Source organism: Pseudomonas sp. R62 (assembly GCF_000257605.1).
GTDB lineage: Bacteria > Pseudomonadota > Gammaproteobacteria > Pseudomonadales > Pseudomonadaceae > Aquipseudomonas > Aquipseudomonas atacamensis.
This window is the reverse complement of the sequence record NZ_JH635998.1, coordinates 3,059,152-3,078,857: the sequence shown is the minus strand read 5'-3', so window position 1 is coordinate 3,078,857 and position 19,706 is coordinate 3,059,152. Positions and strand designations below refer to the sequence as shown.

Annotated in this window: 20 protein-coding genes; 11 read left to right on the top strand and 9 right to left on the bottom strand. The window is 59.7% G+C overall.

Translation table 11 applies throughout. The annotated features are described in order from the left end of the window. Positions 1–31: 31 nt before the first annotated feature. Complete coding sequence (katB, locus tag OQK_RS14925) at positions 32–1,573, bottom strand: catalase KatB (protein WP_016773095.1); 1,542 nt, start codon at positions 1,571–1,573, stop codon at positions 32–34. A 285-nt stretch (positions 1,574–1,858) separates the two neighbouring features. Between katB and mscL the strand changes: the two genes are divergently transcribed. Further along, positions 1,859–2,272 carry a large-conductance mechanosensitive channel protein MscL gene (mscL, locus tag OQK_RS14920; protein ID WP_024014404.1) on the top strand — a complete coding sequence of 138 codons (414 nt, stop codon included), beginning with the start codon at positions 1,859–1,861 and terminating at the stop codon, positions 2,270–2,272. A 45-nt stretch (positions 2,273–2,317) separates the two neighbouring features. Here the strand turns inward: mscL and OQK_RS14915 are convergent, their stop codons facing one another. Continuing rightward, positions 2,318–3,094: a ferredoxin--NADP reductase gene (locus tag OQK_RS14915; protein ID WP_016773093.1), complete on the bottom strand. Its 777-nt coding sequence runs from the start codon at positions 3,092–3,094 to the stop codon at positions 2,318–2,320. Between the two features lie 311 nt (positions 3,095–3,405). Between OQK_RS14915 and OQK_RS14910 the strand changes: the two genes are divergently transcribed. Both OQK_RS14910 and OQK_RS14905 read left to right on the top strand, forming a co-directional pair. Beyond that, positions 3,406–4,116 (top strand): autoinducer binding domain-containing protein, encoded by a 711-nt coding sequence (locus tag OQK_RS14910; RefSeq protein WP_016773092.1) that lies wholly within the window; start codon positions 3,406–3,408, stop codon positions 4,114–4,116. Positions 4,117–4,290: 174 nt separating this feature from the next. Next, the gene (locus tag OQK_RS14905; RefSeq protein WP_016773091.1) at positions 4,291–5,415 is read left to right on the top strand and encodes a methyltransferase; all 1,125 of its coding nucleotides are present in this window, start codon (positions 4,291–4,293) and stop codon (positions 5,413–5,415) included. Positions 5,416–5,487: 72 nt separating this feature from the next. On the opposite strand, the gene OQK_RS29320 is transcribed toward OQK_RS14905, so the two are convergent. The 3 genes from OQK_RS29320 to OQK_RS14895 all read right to left on the bottom strand — a co-directional run bounded on the left by OQK_RS29320 (position 5,488) and on the right by OQK_RS14895 (position 8,196). After that, entirely contained in the window at positions 5,488–5,655 is a 168-nt protein-coding gene (locus tag OQK_RS29320; RefSeq protein WP_016773090.1) for a DUF2474 domain-containing protein, read from the bottom strand. Between the two features lie 84 nt (positions 5,656–5,739). Next, positions 5,740–6,747 (bottom strand): cytochrome d ubiquinol oxidase subunit II, encoded by a 1,008-nt coding sequence (cydB, locus tag OQK_RS14900; protein ID WP_016773089.1) that lies wholly within the window; start codon positions 6,745–6,747, stop codon positions 5,740–5,742. Between the two features lie 3 nt (positions 6,748–6,750). Then, positions 6,751–8,196, bottom strand: coding sequence for a cytochrome ubiquinol oxidase subunit I (locus tag OQK_RS14895; protein WP_016773088.1), 1,446 nt, complete (start codon positions 8,194–8,196; stop codon positions 6,751–6,753). A gap of 471 nt (positions 8,197–8,667) precedes the next feature. On the opposite strand from OQK_RS14895, the gene OQK_RS14890 reads away from it, so the two are divergent. The 3 genes from OQK_RS14890 (at position 8,668) to OQK_RS14880 (ending at position 10,584) form a co-directional block, all read left to right on the top strand. Further along, a complete protein-coding gene (locus tag OQK_RS14890) occupies positions 8,668–9,903 on the top strand; it encodes an MFS transporter (protein WP_016773087.1) in 1,236 nt (411 codons plus the stop codon). Between the two features lie 100 nt (positions 9,904–10,003). Further along, positions 10,004–10,282, top strand: a complete 279-nt coding sequence (locus OQK_RS14885; RefSeq protein WP_038861219.1) for a type II toxin-antitoxin system RelE/ParE family toxin — start codon at positions 10,004–10,006, stop codon at positions 10,280–10,282. A gap of 14 nt (positions 10,283–10,296) precedes the next feature. Then, positions 10,297–10,584: a HigA family addiction module antitoxin gene (locus tag OQK_RS14880; RefSeq protein ID WP_016773085.1), complete on the top strand. Its 288-nt coding sequence runs from the start codon at positions 10,297–10,299 to the stop codon at positions 10,582–10,584. A gap of 4 nt (positions 10,585–10,588) precedes the next feature. On the opposite strand, the gene OQK_RS14875 is transcribed toward OQK_RS14880, so the two are convergent. Together OQK_RS14875 and OQK_RS14870 are read right to left on the bottom strand one after the other, a co-directional pair. Further along, on the bottom strand, positions 10,589–11,140 hold the full coding sequence (locus tag OQK_RS14875) for a DJ-1 family glyoxalase III (RefSeq protein WP_016773084.1): 552 nt from the start codon (positions 11,138–11,140) through the stop codon (positions 10,589–10,591). A gap of 67 nt (positions 11,141–11,207) precedes the next feature. After that, positions 11,208–11,654 carry a DUF4879 domain-containing protein gene (locus tag OQK_RS14870; RefSeq protein WP_038860971.1) on the bottom strand — a complete coding sequence of 149 codons (447 nt, stop codon included), beginning with the start codon at positions 11,652–11,654 and terminating at the stop codon, positions 11,208–11,210. Positions 11,655–11,874: 220 nt separating this feature from the next. On the opposite strand from OQK_RS14870, the gene OQK_RS14865 reads away from it, so the two are divergent. From OQK_RS14865 to OQK_RS14850, 4 genes are all read left to right on the top strand, one after another. After that, complete coding sequence (locus OQK_RS14865) at positions 11,875–13,170, top strand: NCS2 family permease (RefSeq protein WP_016773083.1); 1,296 nt, start codon at positions 11,875–11,877, stop codon at positions 13,168–13,170. Beyond that, positions 13,167–14,246, top strand: coding sequence for a tRNA (uridine(54)-C5)-methyltransferase TrmA (gene trmA / locus OQK_RS14860; RefSeq protein ID WP_016773082.1), 1,080 nt, complete (start codon positions 13,167–13,169; stop codon positions 14,244–14,246). Before OQK_RS14865 ends, trmA begins: the two co-directional genes overlap by 4 nt. A 195-nt stretch (positions 14,247–14,441) precedes the next feature. Next, positions 14,442–14,882 (top strand): type II 3-dehydroquinate dehydratase, encoded by a 441-nt coding sequence (gene aroQ, locus OQK_RS14855; protein ID WP_016773081.1) that lies wholly within the window; start codon positions 14,442–14,444, stop codon positions 14,880–14,882. Between the two features lie 5 nt (positions 14,883–14,887). Continuing rightward, on the top strand, positions 14,888–15,742 hold the full coding sequence (locus tag OQK_RS14850) for a shikimate dehydrogenase (protein WP_016773080.1): 855 nt from the start codon (positions 14,888–14,890) through the stop codon (positions 15,740–15,742). Positions 15,743–15,858: 116 nt separating this feature from the next. Here the strand turns inward: OQK_RS14850 and OQK_RS14845 are convergent, their stop codons facing one another. Then, complete coding sequence (locus OQK_RS14845; protein WP_016773079.1) at positions 15,859–16,536, bottom strand: TetR/AcrR family transcriptional regulator; 678 nt, start codon at positions 16,534–16,536, stop codon at positions 15,859–15,861. A 102-nt stretch (positions 16,537–16,638) separates the two neighbouring features. Beyond that, the gene (quiC, locus tag OQK_RS14840; protein ID WP_016773078.1) at positions 16,639–18,540 is read right to left on the bottom strand and encodes a 3-dehydroshikimate dehydratase QuiC; all 1,902 of its coding nucleotides are present in this window, start codon (positions 18,538–18,540) and stop codon (positions 16,639–16,641) included. 274 nt (positions 18,541–18,814) lie between these two features. Here quiC and OQK_RS14835 point away from each other — a divergent pair. Further along, positions 18,815–19,706: MFS transporter (locus tag OQK_RS14835; RefSeq protein WP_038860970.1), on the top strand; the 892-nt coding region annotated here is incomplete at its 3' end.

The following is a 19,706-nucleotide window of genomic DNA, read 5'->3' as shown; positions in this document are numbered from 1 at the left end:
AAGACAGACCCTCGCGTGCGCCGCATCGCTATCAGTCAGTCAGTTTGGCCGCCAGTGCTTTCACACGGCTGAGGTCGCCCTTGGCCACTTCGGTCACACCGCTGCCGTACTCAGGGTCGGCCTTGTACAGGAAGGACAGGATGATGTGCTTGCTCTCATCATCGGTGGTGGCCAGCGAGCCGCCGAAGCTGTCGATCAGGTCGCGGCGTTCCTGCTTGCTGTACGAGCGATACAGATCACCGGCCTGCTTGAAGTTCTGCTCACGCTGAATCTTCGCCTGCTGCGTGCTGCCCGCCAGCGCCGACTGGCTGTAACGCGCCGCTGGCGTTTCTTCACGCGGTTGCAGGCGGCTTGGCTGGTAGTTGACGCCGGACTGGCTGGCGCCAAAATTCATCGCGCCATCCTGATTGCCATTGTTCACTGCGGTTTTCGGAGCGTTGATCGGCAATTGCAAAGCGTTGGCGCCGAGGCGATACATCTGCGTATCGGCATAAGAGAAGACTCGGCCCTGCAATAAACGATCTTCCGAAGGTTCGATACCCGGAACTACGTTGGCCGGTGCCATGGCAACTTGTTCAGTTTCCTGGAAGACATTGGCCGGATTACGGTTCAAGACCATTTGTCCAACTTTGCGCTCGGCAATACCCGGCCAGATCTTGGTTGCATCAAGCGGATCGAAATCAAACTTGGACAAATCCTGTGGCTTGAGAACTTGCACGTACAAGTCCCACTTCGGAAAGTTGCCCTTATTGATATTACTCACCAAGTCGTTGGTCATATGACTGTAATCCTGACCTTGAACTTCGCTGACTTGTTTTGGCGTAAGGTTCTTGATGCCTTGCAGACTCTTCCAGTGAAACTTCACATAGTGAACTTCATTCCTGGCATTGATCAGCTTATAGGCATGAACACCATTGCCATCCATCTCCCGATAACTGGCCGGAGTGCCGTAATTGGAATACAACTCGGTCAGTGTGCGGGTGGCTTCCGGTACATGGGAGAAGAAATCGAACCGGCGCGAATCGTCATCGAGGTTGGTGCGCGGATCGGGCTTGAAGGCGTGGACCATGTCCGGGAATTTGATCGCATCGCGGATGAAGAAGGTCGGGAAGTTGTTGCCGACCAGATCCCAATTGCCGTCAGCGGTGTAGAACTTGGTGGCGAAACCCCGCGGGTCGCGCAGGGTTTCCGGGGAATGGTTGCCATGCACCACCGCCGAGAAACGCACGAATACCGGCGTGCTCTGGCCTGCGGCGAACACCTTGGCCTTGCTCAGGTCGCTGAGGTCATCGGTCACGGTGAAGGTGCCGTGGGCGCCGGTGCCGCGTGCATGTACCACGCGCTCGGGGATGCGTTCACGGTCGAAGCGTTGCAGCTTCTGGATCAGTTGCACGTCCTGCAGCAGCACCGGGCCGGTGGCGCCGGCAGTTTGCGAGTTCTGATTGTCACCCACCGCAGCGCCGTTATCGCGGGTCAGCGGAGCGGCGTTGACCGAGAAGGTCAGCAGGCTGGCGGTGAGAACGCCGAGGGTGCGGCGATGGGGAAAAGCCCCCAGTCCAAGAGCGGAAGTCATATCAGGTTCCTCTGGTTTTATTGAGCGCATCCAGGTGCGCCACAGCAAGGCTAGAGGCCCCCGCCGAGGAACATAAATAGAAAGAACGTAACACCATGATTGAAGAAATTGGCTTTCCCGTCAGCGGGTTAGCGCGTATTCCGCGCGCGATTGCTGGCAATTTGCAAACTAATCGTCAATCGATGTGTCGATAAAAACGGGCATTGTAAGAAGGTGTTTCGCGCAGGAGGCGTTTCGCTGATTTACACTGCCTACACCAAACTCATCTGTAACAAGGAAATAACTATGGGCGTGCTTAGCGAGTTCAAGGCCTTCGCGGTCAAAGGCAATGTGGTCGACATGGCCGTCGGTATCATCATTGGCGCAGCGTTCGGCAAGATTGTTTCGTCGTTTGTCGGCGACGTGATCATGCCGCCGATTGGCCTGTTGATCGGTGGGGTGGACTTCAGTGATCTGGCTGTCACGCTCAAAGCCGCCCAGGGCGATGCGCCCGCCGTGGTGCTGGCTTACGGCAAATTCCTGCAGACGGTGCTGGATTTCGTGATCGTCGCATTTGCGATCTTCATGGGCGTCAAGGCCATCAACCGCCTCAAGCGCGAAGAAGCTGTAGCCCCGACCGCACCGCCGATCCCGAGCAAGGAGGAGCAACTGTTGGGCGAAATTCGCGACCTGCTCAAGGCGCAGAACGAGCGGCCCTGAGGCATTCGCTACACATTGAAACGGCACCCGCGGGTGCCGTTTTCGTTACCAGTAGTTCTCCACCGCAACCTGCCCCGGCTTGCGCGTCAGGCTCAGGCGCATATCGAGCTGTTTCAGCAAGGCGCGGGTGTCGTCGATCATCTGCGGATTGCCGCACAGCATCACTCGCGAATGCTCTGGCGAGAGCTCAACGCCCGCCGCACGTTCCAGCTCGCCGTTCTCAATCAGCGTAGTAATCCGGCCCCGCAGCGCCCCTGGATGCGCTTCGCGGGTCACAGTGGGGATGAATTGCAGCTTGTGGGCGTATTCGCTCAGATAGTCACGTTGCGCCAACCCGGCGATCAACTCCTGATAAGCCAGTTCCCGCGCCTCCCGCACGCTGTAAACCAGAATGATTCGCTCGAATTTCTCCCAGACCTCGAAGTCCTGCAGGATCGACAGAAACGGCGCCACCCCGGTGCCGGTCGACAATAACCACAGGTCACGGCCGTCGACAAAACGATCCAGTGTCAAATAGCCGAACGCCTGGCGCTCAACCATCAGGCTATCGCCGACCTGTAGCCGGCTCAGCTCACTGGTGAATTCGCCGCCCGGCACGACGATGGAAAAGAACTCGAGAAACTCATCGAACGGCGACGACACCATCGAATAGGCGCGCCAGACCGTGCTGCCATCGGCCTTGGTCACGCCCAGCCGGGCGAACTGGCCGGCACGGAAGCGAAAGCCGGGATCACGGCTGGTGCGCAGCGTGAACAGGTTCGGCGTCAACGGTTGCACATCGAGCAAGGTCTGGGTGGTGTACTTCTCGGCACTGGCAGTCATGAGGCACTCCTTGAAACGATTGCCCACAGTGTCCCGCAAAATCGCGCTGCCAAACACTCGTGATTGGTAATGGTATTGCCGGGATCAGCGCTAGACATTCAATTTGCTGGCAATGCAGGTTCTAGAGCAATAACTTTAAGATGCCAATTAAAATATAACAGCCTGTATTGCTAAGAACACTTTATAAAAAACATCAAAGTTTCAATCTCGAAAAAATGTAAGGCGTTTCGCAGGAAAGATCCTACACTTCGATTCGTGCCGGATTTTTTGGATCCATTTGGCGCCCCTATATCAGGATGGAGGCAAAGTTCATGGAAACGTGGAAGGAATCACAATTGAAACAACTGACATTTGCCAAAGGCATTGAGGTGGCATACCCGATACTGCTGAGATTTGCCGAGAATCTGGGCTTTAACTATTGTGCGATAGCGGTGACCTCCCCCCATCGCGATGTCCATTTGAATGCCTTGCAAATCAATAACTATCCGAAAGAATGGAACATTCAGTACAACAAAGAGAACTACCGGAATATTGATCCGGTAATAGCGCATTGCAATCATTCGGTATTGCCGATCGTCTGGGAAGAAAGAGTGTTCACCGATGCGCCAGAATTGTGGCAGGCGTTGAAGAAAAATGGACTGCAGCATGGCTGGTCGCAGGCCTTTCATGACGACACCAGTGGTTTGTGCAGCATCATCAGCCTGGCGCGCACCCACTGCCCGATCAGCCCGCTCGAGCTGTACGAGCATTACGGTTATCTGTTTTTTGCCAACCGACACTTCAGTGACCTGTATGCCCGCACCGTTCCCACACCGGCCAAGCCCAGCAAGCCGAGGCTATCGTCCCGGGAGCTGGAAATCATGAAACTGTCCGCCTTGGGCAAGACCGCTCACGATATCTCGAGAATCCTCAGCCTGAGCGAACGCACCGTTAACTATCATGTGCAAAACGTCATCGAAAAATTCAACGTCTGCAACAAGATTTCCGCAGTGATTGCCGCCGCTCGTGCCGGCATCATCTGACAGCTGAGCGATATCGCGCGGTAATCCTGCGAGTATTTACCCGCAAAAAAACGTACCATTCAGGCCTTTCCGAGTGATGACGCAACCTGCTTGCATCGCAGTCCACTCGATCGGATCCCGTCGCACCATCTGCCGGCAACGGGATATCTGCCGAATATCCTGAGTCCCCGCCCCATGCCTTTGCTCGAAACGCCTTTCGCCCAGCTCGACCTGATCCGCCAGCCTGAACAGCAGAATGAACCGCTGCAAGCCTTCGATGCGGCGGACGAATACCTGCTCAATCATCTCGCCAGCGAACAACCTGCGAGCAGCACGCGCGTGCTGGTGCTCAATGACAGCTTTGGCGCCTTGGCGATCAGTCTGTTGGACAAGGTCGAGGTGAGCAGTAGCGGCGATTCGTTCCTGGGTTTCGTCGGGCTGGAAAAGAATCTGCTGCGCAATGGTCAGGCGTTCGATGCGATTCGTCCGATTCCGGCCAGTGAGCCCTTGGTCGGGCCGTTTGACCGGGTGCTGATCCGCGTCCCCAAAACTCTGGCGCTGTTGGAAGAACAGCTGATCCGCCTGCAAGGACAACTCGCTCCCGGCGCGCAAGTGATCGCCGCCGCCATGGTCAAGCATCTGCCGCGCGCTGCCGGCGACTTGCTGGAGCGCTACGTTGGTCCTGTGCAGGCATCGCTGGCAGTGAAAAAGGCGCGATTGCTGATCGCCACACCTGAAAGCAAAGCGCCCGCCACATCGCCCTACCCCACTCGCTATCGCCTCGACGAACCGGCGATCGAATTGCTTAACCACGCCAATGTGTTCTGCCGCGAAGGCCTCGACATCGGCACTCGCGCGTTTCTGCCACACCTGCCGAAAAACCTTGGCCACGCGCGAGTCGCCGACCTCGGTTGCGGCAACGGTGTTCTGGCAATCGCCAGCGCCTTGCAGAACCCGGATGCGCATTACACGCTGGTCGACGAATCGTTCATGGCGGTGCAATCGGCTGCCGAGAACTGGCGCGCGGCATTGGCCGATCGCGAAGTCATCGTGCGCGCTGGCGATGGTCTGGCCGGGCAGGCGCCGCAGTCACTGGACGTGGTGCTGTGCAACCCGCCGTTCCATCAGCAGCAGGTGGTCGGCGATTTCCTCGCCTGGCGCATGTTCCAACAGGCGCGCGAGGCACTGGTGGTCGGCGGTGCGCTGTACATCGTCGGCAACCGGCATCTGGGCTATCACAGCAAACTGGCGCGCCTGTTTCGTGGTGTCGAGCAAGTGGCGGCGACGCCGAAATTCGTCATCCTCAAGGCGCGCAAATAAAACTGCGGCGTAAAAAAACCCTCCGTGAGGAGGGTTGCAAATCCATACCCGAAGGCGCCGGGACGGGATGTTTCAGTGGGTGGTCAAACCTGCGGCATTCATGAACATGCGCATCAGGCTGGCGGCGATGAACAACACGCCGACACTGCCAACCCAGATCAGGGCCAACCAGCCGAGCCGCTGCCACAGCGGCTTTTTTTCGGCTTCTTCAATGTCGTGCAGGGAATGTTTGCCGGTCATTGCATCGATCTCCGTTAAGCCAAGGCGTCACTGCGGACGCCTTCGCGAGCAGGCTCGCTCCCACAGGGCAAGCCCAGCATGGGATTAGTGATAACCGTCTTCGTGGGTGACCTTGCCGCGGAACACGTAGTAGCTCCAGAAGGTATACCCCAGGATGAACGGGATGATGAACAACGTGCCGACCAGCATGAAGCCCTGACTTTGCGGCGGCGCGGCGGCGTCCCAGATCGAGATCGACGGCGGCACGATGTTCGGCCACAGGCTGATGCCCAAGCCGCTGTAGCCGAGGAAGATCAGCACCAGGGTCAGCAGGAACGGCGTGTAGTTGGCGTTACGTGCCACCGCGCGGATCAGGCCGTACAAGGTGACCAGCACCAGAATCGGCACCGGCATGAACCAGAACAGATTCGGCATGCTGAACCAGCGTGAGGCGATTTCCGGATGCGACAGGGGTGTCCACAGGCTGACGATACCGATCACTGCCAGCAGGACGAACGCCAGCGGCCGCGCCAGATCATGCATTTGTTCCTGCAATTTGCCTTCGGTTTTCATGATCAGCCAGGTGCAGCCGAGCAAGGCATAGGCCACCACCAGCGCCGCGCCGCAGAACAGCGTGAACGGCGTCAGCCAGTCCAGTGAACCACCGGCGAACTGGCGATTGACCACCGGCAGACCATCGATGAACGCACCCAGCGCAACGCCCTGAAAGAACGTCGCCGCGATCGAACCACCGATAAATGCCTTGTCCCACAGGTGACGCTTTTCATCCTTGGCCTTGAAGCGGAACTCGAAAGCCACGCCGCGAAAGATCAGGCCCATGAGCATGAAGATCAGCGGCAGGTACAGCGCCGACAACACCACCGAATAGGCCAGCGGGAAGGCGCCGAACAACGCCGCGCCACCCAGTACCAGCCAGGTTTCGTTGCCGTCCCAGACCGGGGCGACAGTGTTCATCATCACGTCGCGATCGGTCTTGCCGGGCACGAACGGGAAGAGGATGCCGATGCCCAGGTCGAAGCCGTCCATGACCACGTACATCATGATGCCGAAGATGATGATCACGGCCCAGATCAGTGGAAGATCAATACCCATGAGTCAAATCTCCTTGGTCAAGCGAGTGTTGTCTTCGTGCTCGCCCTCGGCCGGGTCGTCGGCTGCGGACAACGGACGTGCCGGGGTGCGTTTCTTGCCTGGACCACCGTCCGGTGTTTCATTGCCTTCGCTGATCTTCGGCCCTTTGCGCACCAGGCGCATCATGTAGCCGAGACCGGCGCCGAACAGGGCGAAATAGACCACGACGAACATGATCAGGGTGATGCTCATCTGCATGAAGCTGTGGTTGGACGAAGCATCGGCAGTGCGCATCAGGCCGTAGACCACCCATGGCTGACGGCCGATTTCCGTGGTGAACCAGCCAGCGAGAATCGCGATCAGACCGGACGGCCCCATCCACAAGGCCAGATGCAGGAACGGCCGCGAGGTATACAGCGAGTCACGCTTGCGCAGCCACAGACTCCACAAACCGGTGAAGATCATCAGGAAACCGAGGCCGACCATGATCCGGAACGACCAGAACACGATGGTCGAATTCGGCCGGTCTTCCGGTGGAAATTCCTTCAGCGCCGGTACTTGTTTATCCAGCGAGTGGGTCAGAATCAGGCTGCCGAGGTATGGAATCTCTACGGCGAACTTGGTGCGTTCCTCTTTCATGTCCGGCCAGCCGAACAGGATCAGCGGCGTCGCTTCGTCGCCATGGTTTTCCCAGTGGCCTTCGATCGCCGCGATTTTTGCCGGCTGGTGCTTGAGCGTATTGAGGCCGTGGAAGTCGCCGATCACAGCCTGGATCGGCGCGACGATCAACGCCATCCACATCGCCATCGACAGCATGGTGCGGATCGCCGGGTTGTCCCTGCCGCGCAGCAGGTGCCAGGCCGCCGACGAGCCGACGAAGAACGCCGTCGCGACGAACGCGGCCGTGGCCATGTGCATCAGCCGGTAAGGGAATGACGGGTTGAAGATGATTGCCAGCCAGTCGGTGGGGATCACCTGACCGTTGACGATTTCAAAGCCTTGCGGGGTCTGCATCCAGCTGTTGGAGGCGAGAATCCAGAAGGTCGAAATCAGCGTGCCGATCGCTACCATCACCGTCGAGAAGAAGTGCAGGCCGCGCCCGACCTTGTTCCAGCCGAACAGCATCACGCCAAGGAAACCGGCTTCAAGGAAAAACGCCGTAAGCACTTCATAGGTCAGCAACGGCCCGGTGACGGCACCGGCGAAGTCGGAGAAACGACTCCAGTTGGTGCCGAACTGGTAAGCCATGACCAGCCCGGAAACCACGCCCATGCCGAAGTTGACGGCGAAAATCTTCGACCAGAAATGGTAGAGATCGCGGTAGGTGTCGTTGCGGGTCTTCAGCCACAAGCCTTCGAGCACCGCCAGGTAGCTCGCCAGGCCGATGGTGATGGCCGGGAACAGAATGTGGAACGAGATGGTGAACGCGAACTGAATTCGGGCGAGATCGAGAGCCTCTAAACCGAACATATGGCTTCCTCTGTCAGGTAATACGGGTAGCTGGCCCGGAGGCCTGCACCACTGCCCCCACGGATATGGAGTGCGGCGAATTCGGATTCGTTCTTTTTTTGCAACCATCGCAACGCAGGGAGTCTGGCCAAATGGCCGCCAGATCAGTTCCGGTCGGGGTCTTGATCTGGATCAAGCAACGTTGAAAGAGTAGTCCCATTTTTGCCAATGAACTGCGTGGTGGTTTGCCGCGTGACAAGTTGCCTCACTCCTGTGGCCAGGGGATTTATCCCCGTCCGGCTGCGCAGGAGTGGTCGTCGTTTAGAGATTTTGGGGCCGCTGCGCGACCCAACGGGGATAAATCCCCTCACCGCAGGGTTGATTGTCAGGATGAAAGATCGTTGTCTGGCTAACTGAATTGTTTCTCCTAGCAACTTCCTGTTACAGACTGGTGATAATCTCGCCGTTCACTCGTCCAAGACCTGCCTTCAGATGCCCACACAAGAGCCCCTGCTGTTACGTCACCATCGTCCGTTCATGGCTTTCTGGCTGGCGCGGATTTTCACCGCCAGCGGGTTCCAGATGCTCACCGTGGCAATTGGCTGGAACCTGTATCAATTGACCGGCAACGTGCTGGATCTGGGCCTGGTCGGGCTGGTCGAATTCGCCCCGCGGGTGCTGTTCATGCTGCACACCGGGCATGTCGCTGATCGCTACGATCGGCGCAAGGTCGCCGCGCTTTGCCAGTCGTTGCAGGCGTTGATTGCCTTGGCACTGGCCATCGGCAGCGCAACCGATCACGTCACCCGCGAGATGATTTTCATCCTCGCCTTCCTGCTCGGCGCCGCCCGTTCGTTCGAGATGCCGACGACTCAGGCGCTGCTGCCGAGCATCGTCCCCAGTGCGCTTTTCCCCCGCGCAGTTGCCGCCGCGCAATCGGCGCAACAGTCGGCCACCATCGTCGCCCCGGCCCTCGGCGGTTTGCTCTATGCATTCGGCAGCGTCTGGGTCTACGGCCCGACCGTGCTGCTGTATGTGATCGCCTGTTCGCTGATGCTCAACCTGCCGGCACGCCAGACGCCATTGAATAAAGGCAAAGCCACGCTGGACTCGCTGCTGGCGGGGATTCGCTTTATCCGCAGCCGCCCGGACATCCTCGGCGCGATCTCGCTGGACCTGTTCGCCGTGTTGCTCGGCGGCGCCACGGCGTTGCTGCCGGTGTTCGCCAAGGACATTCTGTTGACCGGCCCGTGGGGTCTTGGCCTGTTGCGCTCGGCGCCGGCGGTGGGTGCGTTGCTGATGTCACTGTTTCTCGCGCGATTTGCCGTAGAACGCAATGTCGGCCGGGTGATGTTCACCGCCGTCGGCATCTTCGGCGTCGCCACTATCGCGTTTGGTTTGTCGACCTCGTTCTGGTTCTCGCTGGCGGTGCTGGTGGTGCTCGGCGCAGCAGACATGATCAGCATGGTCATCCGTGCCTCGTTCGTACAGCTGGAAACTCCTGACGAAATGCGCGGCCGGGTCAGCGCGGTCAACGGGCTGTTCATCGGCGCTTCGAACCAGTTGGGCGAATTCGAATCCGGCCTCACTGCCCACTGGTTCGGCACCGTGCCGGCGGTGGTCATGGGCGGGATCGGCACCCTGGTGGTGACGGGGACGTGGATCAAACTGTTTCCGACGTTGGCGAATCGGGACCGGATGCATGTGCCGGTGGAAGAGAAGGTCTGAGGTTTTTGGAAAAAACTCACCTGCTCAGCACATATCAAGCGACAACGTGCGGTACATAGTTACCGCACTGAGTGTAATGTATCGCCTTACACTCGCCGCCATGATCAAATCCTTTCAGCACAAAGGCCTTCGTGGCTTCTATGAAACAGGTACGACTCGTGGAATTCGTGCCGACCATGCAAAACGGCTGTCGCGCATGTTGCAGTTCATGGATCGAGCGACACTCCCCGGCGATCTGGACTTGCCGGGCTGGCGCCTGCATCCGTTGAAAGGCGAGCTGAGTGAATACTGGTCGCTCAGCGTTTCAGGCAACTGGCGAGTGATCTTTCGTTTTGTCGGTTCGGATATCGAATTGGTCGATTATCTGGACTACCACTGACAGGAGGCAGGCTCATGCCCATGCACAACCCGCCACACCCCGGTGAAACCCTGCTGCTGGATGTCTTGCCCGAGCTTGGTATCAGCGTGAGCGAATTGGCCCGGCACCTTGGCTTTGCACGCCCGCATCTTTCGCGCGTACTGCACGGACACGCGCCAATCAGCCCGGATCTGGCAGTACGACTTGAGCGTGCAGGGATCGGCAAGGCGCGCGTTTGGCTAGGCGTCCAAACCGACTACGATCTTTGGCAAGCGGAGCACCGTGAGCAACCAATGATAGAACCCCTCGCAGCCCACGGCTGACCCGTCAGGCCATCAACTCCCCCGCCACCCTCGCCCGCAACGCCTTGCCGCCAAGCTGCTCAACCAGGGTCAGGGCAAATTCCAGCGCCGCGCCCGAGCCTTGGGCGGTGATGCAGTTGCCGTCGACCACCACCGGTTGATCAACAAACGTACAGCCGGATAACTGATGGCTGGCGCCGGGCAGGCAGGTCATGCGGCGCTGGCGCAGCACGCCTGATGCCTGGAGGGCGGTGGCTGGGGCTTCGCCGATGGCGGCGAACAGGCGGCCGGCGCTGGCCTGGTCCTTGAGCAACTGCTGCAAGGGCTGATGCGCCGCCAGATGCTGCGAACCGACGACACCGCCCGGCAGGGCAATGAGGTCAAAAGTCTGTGCCAGTACATCGACCAGCATGCCGTCGGCTGTCAGCCGGGTGCCGCGCGCGCAGGTCAGCATGCGCCGACCTTCGATGCTGGCAGCGACCACTTCGATGCCGGCGCGGCGCAGCACGTCGATCAAGGTCACGCTTTGCAAATCGTCGATGCCTTCGGCGAGGGCAATCAGGGCTCTGGAAGTCATGGGCGCTTTCCGCTGGGTAGTCAGTCAAGCGTAGTCAGCTTTGTCCCAGCCTGTTCGCAAACAGCCGTTACTTGATGTAAAGCTGAGTCGAGAGCGTATTGCGCGGAGCGTTGATCGAGGTGTTACTGAAGTTGAAGGTGCCTTGCTGTTTGCCGGCCAGATCGAAGGTATAAAGAGAACCGACGGTTTTGCTGCCAGGGGTGCATTCAGTGAGATTGCCATTATCGAAGGCGCACACCGGGCTTCGGGTGCCGTTGACCTCGAAGCCATCCAGAGTCACGTGTGGCTGGTTCTGGCCATAGCCGACTTCCAACACGAAGACCTTGATATTCGGCCCGCTGTGATTGCACTGGGTTTGCGGCTGGTTATCGGCAATATCTTCCAGACCGCAGGATGGCGATTGCACTTTGATCACCTTCACCTCAGTGAGCGGCGGCGCCGATGCCGCGAACGCCGGAGCTGTCAGCAGCAGTGCTGCAATCCATCCGAAAATCCTGATCCCGCCGTTGCGCATGCCTGCCCACTCCAAAAAATCAGCGCGCAGTATGGCGCAGTTGTCGCCTGCGCAAAACTTCGCCGACGATCGACACCAACATCCGCCAAATTACTCACGCGGCTGGTATGATGCGCGGCTTTTTCCGGCCCACGACAATTTCCCAGGCGCTTGCGACGGTCTGTGCTTTGCTGTTGAGGTCGATACATTCACGGCGCCACGCGCGCCACGGGGAGCAGACATGCTGGAAAGGCTGTTTCAACTCAAGGCACACAACACCAACGTGCGCACCGAAATTCTTGCGGGCGTCACGACTTTCCTGGCCATGGCTTACATTCTGTTCGTCAACCCGAGCATCCTCGGCGAGACCGGCATGGACAAGGGCGCGATTTTCGTCGCCACCTGTCTGGCGGCTGCAATCGGCTCGACCGTGATGGGCCTGATCGCCAACTACCCGATCGCTCTCGCTCCGGGCATGGGCCTGAACGCCTTCTTTACCTACACCGTGGTGCTGCACATGGGCCACACCTGGCAAGTGGCGCTGGGTGCGGTGTTCATTTCCGCCGTGCTGTTTTTCCTGCTGTCGATCTTCCGCATCCGTGAATGGATCATCAACGCCATTCCGCTGCCACTGCGCTCGGCGATTGCCGCCGGTATCGGCCTGTTCCTGGCGCTGATCGCCCTGCACAACGCCGGTATCGTGGTCAGCAATCCGGCGACCATGGTCGGCCTCGGCGATCTGACTAAACCGGCACCGATTCTGGCCACCGTCGGTTTCGCCGTGATCGTCGCCCTCGAAGCGCTGAAAGTGCGTGGCGCGGTGCTGATCGGCATTCTCGCCGTAACCATCGCCTCGATCGTATTGAACGTCACCGAGTTCGGCGGCATCATGTCGATGCCGCCGTCGCTGGCGCCGACCTTCCTGCAACTGGACATCAAAGGCGCACTGGACATCGGTCTGGTCAGCGTGATCTTCGCCTTCCTGTTCGTCGACCTGTTCGACAACTCCGGGACCCTGATCGGCGTCGCCAAGCGCGCCGGCCTGATGGGCAAGGACGGCCACATGCCGAAAATGGGCCGTGCGCTGATCGCCGACAGTACGGCGGCCATGGCCGGCTCGCTGCTGGGCACGTCGACCACCACCAGTTACATCGAATCCGCAGCCGGCGTCAGTGCCGGTGGCCGCACGGGCCTGACCGCCATCGTCGTGGCGATCCTGTTCCTGTTGGCGCTGTTCTTCTCGCCCCTGGCGGCCAGCGTTCCGGCCTTCGCCACCGCGCCAGCGCTGCTGTTCGTCGCCGTGCTGATGACTTCGGGCCTGGCGGAAATAGACTGGGACGACATCACCGTGGCGGCGCCGGTTGTGGTCACCGCACTGGCCATGCCGTTCACCTATTCGATCGCCAACGGCATCGCCTTCGGCTTCATCGCCTGGACCGCCATCAAGCTGCTGTCCGGCCGTGCCCGTGAGCTGAACCCGGCTCTGGTGATTCTGTCGATTCTGTTTGTGATCAAGTTGGGTTGGTTCAACGCATGAGTTTCGATTCCCAAGCCTACGCCGAACAACTCGAGGCCAAGGTCACGCGCTTGCGTGATCTGCTGGCATCGTTCGATGCACCCGAGCCGACGGTGTTTGACTCGCCTCTGCAGAACTTCCGCCTGCGCGCCGAATTCCGCCTGTGGCGCGAGGGCGGCGAGCGGCATTACGCGATGTTCTCCCAGGACGACAAGCGCACGCCGATACTCATCGAAGAATTCCCGATTGCCAGCCTGCGCATCAACCAGTTGATGCCGCAGTTGAAGGCCGCGTGGCAAGCCAGTTCGGCGCTGAGCCACAAGCTGTTCCAGGTCGAATTTCTGACCACGCTGGCCGGCGACGCGATGATCACCCTGTGCTATCACCGTCCGCTGGACGAGCACTGGCATGCGGCAGCCACTCAGTTGTCGGCGGATCTGGGCGTGAGCATCATCGGCCGCTCCAAAGGCAAGCGCGAAGTGCTCGGTCAGGACTATGTCGTCGAGAAACTCGAAGTCGGCGGCCGCACCTTCAGCTATCGCCAGCCCGAAGGCGCGTTCACCCAACCCAACGGCACGGTGAACCAGAAGATGCTCAATTGGGCATACGAAGCCTTGGGCGATCGCAGCGACGATCTGCTCGAGCTGTACTGCGGCAACGGTAACTTCACCCTGCCGCTGGCGACTCGCGTGCGCAAAGTGCTCGCCACCGAGATCAGCAAGACTTCGGTCAACGCGGCCCTGAGCAATCTCAGCGAAAACGCTGTGGATAACGTCACGCTGGTGCGTTTGTCCGCCGAGGAACTGACCGAAGCGCTCAACGAAGTGCGCCCGTTCCGTCGCCTGCACGGCATCGATCTGAAGAGCTACGAATTCGGCAGCGTCTTCGTCGACCCACCACGCGCCGGCATGGACCCGGACACCTGCGAACTGACCCGGCGCTTCGACAATATCCTCTACATCTCCTGCAACCCGGACACCCTGGCGGCCAACATCGCCCAGTTGCATGCCACCCACCGCATTACCAAGTGCGCGATGTTTGACCAGTTCCCGTGGACCCATCACATGGAATCCGGTGTGCTGCTGACCCGGCGTTGATTGCGGGTAGCTGATACGGAAAAGCCGTCGTGATTGACGGCTTTTTTGTGGGGAATCTTTTGATCTGTGCGATCACCGAACATAAAACGCCAAGGTCATTTCTGTCCAATTGACCGATGTAACCATCTAGTACATTTTATCTCCACAGGCTGAACCCTCTCGGCCGATGCCAAAAACAAGAAGTGGAGTTACCCCATGTCCCCTACCGTTCTGGTGCTTAACGGCCCGAACCTGAACCTGCTCGGCACCCGCGAGCCGGCGACTTATGGTCATGAAACCCTAGCGGATATTTCCGCGTTGTGTGGTCGCGCGGCTGACGAGTTCGGTCTGACCGTGGAATTTCGCCAGACCAATCATGAAGGCGAGCTGCTCGACTGGATTCACGCCGCGCGTGGTCGTTGTGCCGGGATCGTGATCAATCCGGCGGCGTGGACGCACACGTCCGTGGCGATTCGCGATGCACTGGTCGCCAGTGAATTGCCGGTGATCGAGGTGCACCTGTCCAATGTCCACGCCCGTGAGCCGTTTCGTCATCATTCATTTGTTTCCGGCATTGCCACGGCGGTGATGTGCGGGTTCGGCAGCCATGGCTATCGCCTAGCGCTGGAGCATTTCAGCCAGCGGTTGCAGAGGTAAGAGCCATGTCGCGTTCCAAGGTGATACTCGCCGGGCTGATCGGCGCCGGGATTCAGGCTTCACGCACGCCGGCACTGCACGAGCACGAAGGTGATGCGCAGGGCCTGCGTTATCTGTACCAGCTCATCGACCTCGATCAATTGCGCCTCGACAGCACGGCTCTGCCCGACTTGCTGCAAGCGGCGGAGCGGATGAATTACACCGGGCTGAACATCACCTTCCCGTGCAAACAGGCGGTCATCCCGCTGCTTGATGAGTTGTCGCCGGAAGCCCGTGGCATCGGCGCAGTGAACACCGTGGTGCTGAAGGACGGCAAGCGTGTCGGCCACAACACCGATTGCCTCGGTTTCGCCGAGGGTTTTCGCCGGGGTCTGACAGACGCTGACCGTGAACGCGTCGTCCAGATGGGCGCTGGCGGCGCAGGCGCGGCGGTGGCCCACGCGCTGCTCAGCGAAGGCGTACGGCAATTGACGATTTTTGATGTCGACCGCGAGCGTGCCGAGAGCCTGGCAAACAATCTGAATCAACATTTTGGCGCCAGTCGCGCGCAGGCCGGAGCGGATTTGCCCAGGGCGCTGGCGCAGGCCGATGGCCTGGTCAATACCACGCCGATGGGTATGGCCAAGCTGCCGGGTTCACCGGTGCCGGCCGGGTTGCTGCGCAGGGAAATATGGGTCGCGGAGATTGTGTATTTCCCGCTGGAAACCGAACTGCTGCGCGACGCCCGCAATTTGGGCTGCCGCACCCTGGATGGCGGCAACATGGCGGTGTTTCAGGCGGTGAAGGCGTTTGAATTGTTCAGCGGCGTGGTGCCGGATGCGCAGCGCATGCTTGAGCATTTTCAAAGCATGAATGGCTGAACAACAGGGTAACTCTGTGGGAGCGAGCCTGCTCGCGAAGGCGTCGATTCAGTCAACGAACAGGGCGACTGACACACCGCTTTCGCGAGCAGGCTCGCTCCCACAGGGAGACCGATTCAGGCCTTCAGGTAGCGCAACACCGATTCGCAGATCATCTCGCGGTGGCGCTGCTTGATGGTTTCGTCCGGCAGGTCGATCTGGAAGATTTCCCCCAGCGTGTGGCGGTTCGACACGCGATAGAAGCAGAACGAACTGATCAGCAGATGCACGTCCAGCGCATCGATGCCACGCCGGAACAAACCCTCGTCCGCGCCTCGTTGCAAAATCCCGCCCAAGGTATCGAGGATCGTGTTGTTCAGCGCCTTGATCGCATCGGAACGCTTCACGTACTCGGCGTTGTGGATGTTTTCGATGCTGACAATGCGCACGAAATCGACGTTGTGGTCATGGTGATCGAAGGTGAACTCCACCAACCGACGGATCGCCAGCTCGGGCGGCAGTTCGTCCAGGTGCAGGCGGTTTTCCGTGCTGCGGATATCGCCGTAAAGCTTCTCCAGCACCTCGACGTACAACTGCTCCTTGCTGCCGAAGTAGTAATAGATCATGCGCTTGGAGGTGTGGATGCGCTCGGCGATCGCGTCGACGCGAGCGCCGGACAAGCCCTGCTGGACGAACTCGACGATCGCCTCCTGCAGAATGTTTTCGCGGGTCTTTTCCGGGTTGTTCTTGCGACTCTTGCGCGGCACTGCGTCGGACTCGACAGCAGCGGCGGAAAGTTCTGAATTCATGGTCATCGCGGGCTCACGGCCATCACTGCACAAGCTGGCGATTATGGGCCGCGCGGGACAGTGAAGGAAGCCGCGCAGCCGGTGTTTAATCACGCGTTTACGAATTCCCTACAACTTCGCCTGACGCACCGCACCACTGCGCGATTTGGCCATCGCCGCCAGCCGCACCGCGACGTTGGCCGCGCCGTAGCCGGCATAGCCATTCTTGCGCTGGATGATCTCGAAGAAGAACCGCCCCTCGAACGGCTCGGTGTAGACATGAAACAACTCGCCGCCCTGGGCATCACGGTCGTAGAGCACGTTGTAATAGGCCAGTTCGCTGAGGAATTCATCGTCGAAATCGAAACGCGCCGCAAGGTCGTCGTAGTAATTGAGCGGGATGTCCAGCAGCGGCACACCAGCCTCCTTGGCGCGACTGACCTGGGCGAAGATGTCGTCACAATCGAAGGCGATGTGGTGCACACCGGAGCCGCGATAACTCGATAGCGCATGCGAAATGGCAGTGTTGCGGTTCTCGGAGATGTTCAGCGGCAGCCGGATCGAACTGTCGCGGCTGCGCAGTGCGCGGCTCTTCACCAGACCGTACGGATCGGGCAAGACCACTTCATCGTCGGCTTCGAAATCCAGCAGGCTTTTGTAGAACAGCACCCAACTGTCGAGGCTGTCGGCCGGCAGGGCCATGGCCATGTGATCGATACGCTTGAGGCCGCCGCCGGTCTGCGCGTCCGGCAACAGATTGAAATCGGTGCCGTACACGTCGGCGTCCGCATCGACCAGATAAATCAGGCTGCCGTCCGGTGCGCGCACCGCCGCCAGCTCCAGTTCATTCGGCCCGACCAGCCCGCGATAGGGCTGCCCCTTGTAAGCGACCGCCCGGGCCAGCGCACTGGCGCTGTCCTTGACCCGCACCGCCGTGGCGCACAGCGACGGGCCGTGGGCTTCGAAAAAGCTGTGGGCGAACGAATACGGCTCGGAGTTGAGGATCAGGTTGATATCGCCCTGACGCAGCAGGCTGACACTCTTGGAGCGATGCTGCCCGGCCTTGGCAAAGCCGAGGCGTTGCAGCCAGTGACTGAGCTTCGCGCCCAGCGCTTCGTCGACGGCAAACTCGAGAAATTCCACGCCGTTGTATTCGCTGGCCGGCGGCGTTTCGAAAAGAATGTCACGGTTGGCCACCGGCGGCGCTTCCTGCTCGAGACGCTGACGGGTTTTCTCTTCCAGATACAGCAGCGAGCGCAAACCATCGGCGGCGTTGGCCCGTGGCGGCGCGGCGCGGAAGCCGTCGTTGAAGATTTCCAGCGACAACGGGCCGGTATAGCCACTCTTGATGATCGGTGCGAGGAAACCCGGCAGATCGAATTCGCCCTGCCCCGGGAAACAGCGGAAATGCCGGCTCCACTCCAGCACATCCATGGCCAGGATCGGCGCGTCGGCCATTTGCACGAAGAAGATCTTCTCGCCGGGAATGTCGGCGATCGCGCTGGGATCGCCCTTCAGCGACAGGGTGTGAAAGCTGTCGAGCAGCACGCCGAGGTTGGGGTGATCAGCCTGACGGACGATGTCCCAGACATGTTGATAAGTGTTGACGTGACGGCCCCACGCCAGCGCTTCGTAACCGATGCGCAAGCCACGGGCGCCGGCGCGTTCGGCCAGCAGGCGCAAATCATCGACGAGGATTTGCTGATCGCCGACACTGTCCGGCGAGGCGTTGCTGCAGACCAGCACCAGGTCGGTGCCAAGTTCCTGCATCAGATCGAACTTGCGCTCGGCACGCTCGAGGTTGCGCGCCAGGCGATCGCGGCGGCAGCCTTCGAAGTCACGGAACGGCTGAAACAGGGTGATGGCGATCCCCAGATCGGCGCACATCTGTTTAATTTCCCGGGGGCTGCCGTCGTAGTACAGAAGGTCGTTTTCGAAAATCTCCACGCCGTCGAACCCGGCGGCGGCAATGGCTTCGAGTTTTTCCGGCAGGGTGCCGCTCAAGGAAACGGTGGCAATGGAACGCTGCATGTTTCAACTCCCGTTTGGAGACGGCGGCTGCGTGAGCCGCGCCGCTTTTATAGGATGAGCAAATTATTGGCTGCATCCCTGCGCGCAGCAATTTAAAGTGTACTACCCGGTTAGTTTTGCGTGCGATTATCGAACACTAAGGCGATTTGGCGAATTGACGATTTTTTGTTCACTGCCCAACATCGGTTGCACATCGAGTCCGGCCACTAACCACCGGGCAAGGTGTTCGACAGAAAAGAACACCAAATAACAAATCCAAAAACGGGTGGAACACATGATTCCTTCACAGACTTCCCGCATGGCTCCGGCCATGAGCACTGCCACGGGTGGCATTGGCGACAAGATCCGCGGCGCCATGGCTGTCGGCAAGACCCGCTGGGGCATGCTGGCGCTGGTGTTTTTTGCCACCACCCTCAACTACATCGACCGCGCCGCCCTCGGCGTCATGCAGCCGATCCTCGCCAAGGAAATGAGCTGGACGGCGATGGATTACGCCAACATCAACTTCTGGTTTCAGGTCGGCTACGCGATCGGTTTTGTCCTGCAGGGACGCCTGATCGACCGGGTCGGCGTCAAGCGCGTGTTCTTCTGCGCCGTGCTGCTCTGGAGCCTGGCGACCGGCGCCCATGGCCTGGCGACCTCGGCAGTCGGCTTCATGGTCTGCCGCTTCATCCTCGGTCTGACGGAAGCGGCCAACTATCCGGCCTGCGTGAAGACCACGCGCCTGTGGTTCCCGGCCGGTGAGCGTGCAGTCGCTACCGGCATTTTCAACGCCGGCACCAACGTCGGCGCGATGTTCACGCCGATGCTGCTGCCACTGGTCCTGCATGTGTGGGGCTGGCAAGCGGCGTTCCTGTGCATGGCGGCACTCGGCGGCATCTGGCTGCTGTTCTGGGGCTTGAAGTATTTCAATCCGGAAGATCACCCGACGGTGAAACAGTCGGAACTCGATTACATCCAGCAGCAAGTCGAACCGGAACAGGCTCGCGTGCCGTTCAGCAAGATCCTGCGCATGCGCGGCACTTGGGCCTTCGCCCTCGCCTACTCGCTGACCGCGCCGGTGTTCTGGTTCTATCTGTACTGGCTGCCGCCGTTTCTCAATCAGCAATACAACCTCGGCATCAACGTGACGCAGATGGGTATTCCACTGATCATCATTTATGTCA

Coding starts and splice junctions, on each gene's coding strand:
- katB (WP_016773095.1), bottom strand. CDS start 1,573: ATGACTTCCGCTCTTGGACTGGGGGCTTTTCCCCATCGCCGCACCCTC.
- mscL (WP_024014404.1), top strand. CDS start 1,859: ATGGGCGTGCTTAGCGAGTTCAAGGCCTTCGCGGTCAAAGGCAATGTG.
- OQK_RS14915 (WP_016773093.1), bottom strand. CDS start 3,094: ATGACTGCCAGTGCCGAGAAGTACACCACCCAGACCTTGCTCGATGTG.
- OQK_RS14910 (WP_016773092.1), top strand. CDS start 3,406: ATGGAAACGTGGAAGGAATCACAATTGAAACAACTGACATTTGCCAAA.
- OQK_RS14905 (WP_016773091.1), top strand. CDS start 4,291: ATGCCTTTGCTCGAAACGCCTTTCGCCCAGCTCGACCTGATCCGCCAG.
- OQK_RS29320 (WP_016773090.1), bottom strand. CDS start 5,655: ATGACCGGCAAACATTCCCTGCACGACATTGAAGAAGCCGAAAAAAAG.
- cydB (WP_016773089.1), bottom strand. CDS start 6,747: ATGGGTATTGATCTTCCACTGATCTGGGCCGTGATCATCATCTTCGGC.
- OQK_RS14895 (WP_016773088.1), bottom strand. CDS start 8,196: ATGTTCGGTTTAGAGGCTCTCGATCTCGCCCGAATTCAGTTCGCGTTC.
- OQK_RS14890 (WP_016773087.1), top strand. CDS start 8,668: ATGCCCACACAAGAGCCCCTGCTGTTACGTCACCATCGTCCGTTCATG.
- OQK_RS14885 (WP_038861219.1), top strand. CDS start 10,004: ATGATCAAATCCTTTCAGCACAAAGGCCTTCGTGGCTTCTATGAAACA.
- OQK_RS14880 (WP_016773085.1), top strand. CDS start 10,297: ATGCCCATGCACAACCCGCCACACCCCGGTGAAACCCTGCTGCTGGAT.
- OQK_RS14875 (WP_016773084.1), bottom strand. CDS start 11,140: ATGACTTCCAGAGCCCTGATTGCCCTCGCCGAAGGCATCGACGATTTG.
- OQK_RS14870 (WP_038860971.1), bottom strand. CDS start 11,654: ATGCGCAACGGCGGGATCAGGATTTTCGGATGGATTGCAGCACTGCTG.
- OQK_RS14865 (WP_016773083.1), top strand. CDS start 11,875: ATGCTGGAAAGGCTGTTTCAACTCAAGGCACACAACACCAACGTGCGC.
- trmA (WP_016773082.1), top strand. CDS start 13,167: ATGAGTTTCGATTCCCAAGCCTACGCCGAACAACTCGAGGCCAAGGTC.
- aroQ (WP_016773081.1), top strand. CDS start 14,442: ATGTCCCCTACCGTTCTGGTGCTTAACGGCCCGAACCTGAACCTGCTC.
- OQK_RS14850 (WP_016773080.1), top strand. CDS start 14,888: ATGTCGCGTTCCAAGGTGATACTCGCCGGGCTGATCGGCGCCGGGATT.
- OQK_RS14845 (WP_016773079.1), bottom strand. CDS start 16,536: ATGACCATGAATTCAGAACTTTCCGCCGCTGCTGTCGAGTCCGACGCA.
- quiC (WP_016773078.1), bottom strand. CDS start 18,540: ATGCAGCGTTCCATTGCCACCGTTTCCTTGAGCGGCACCCTGCCGGAA.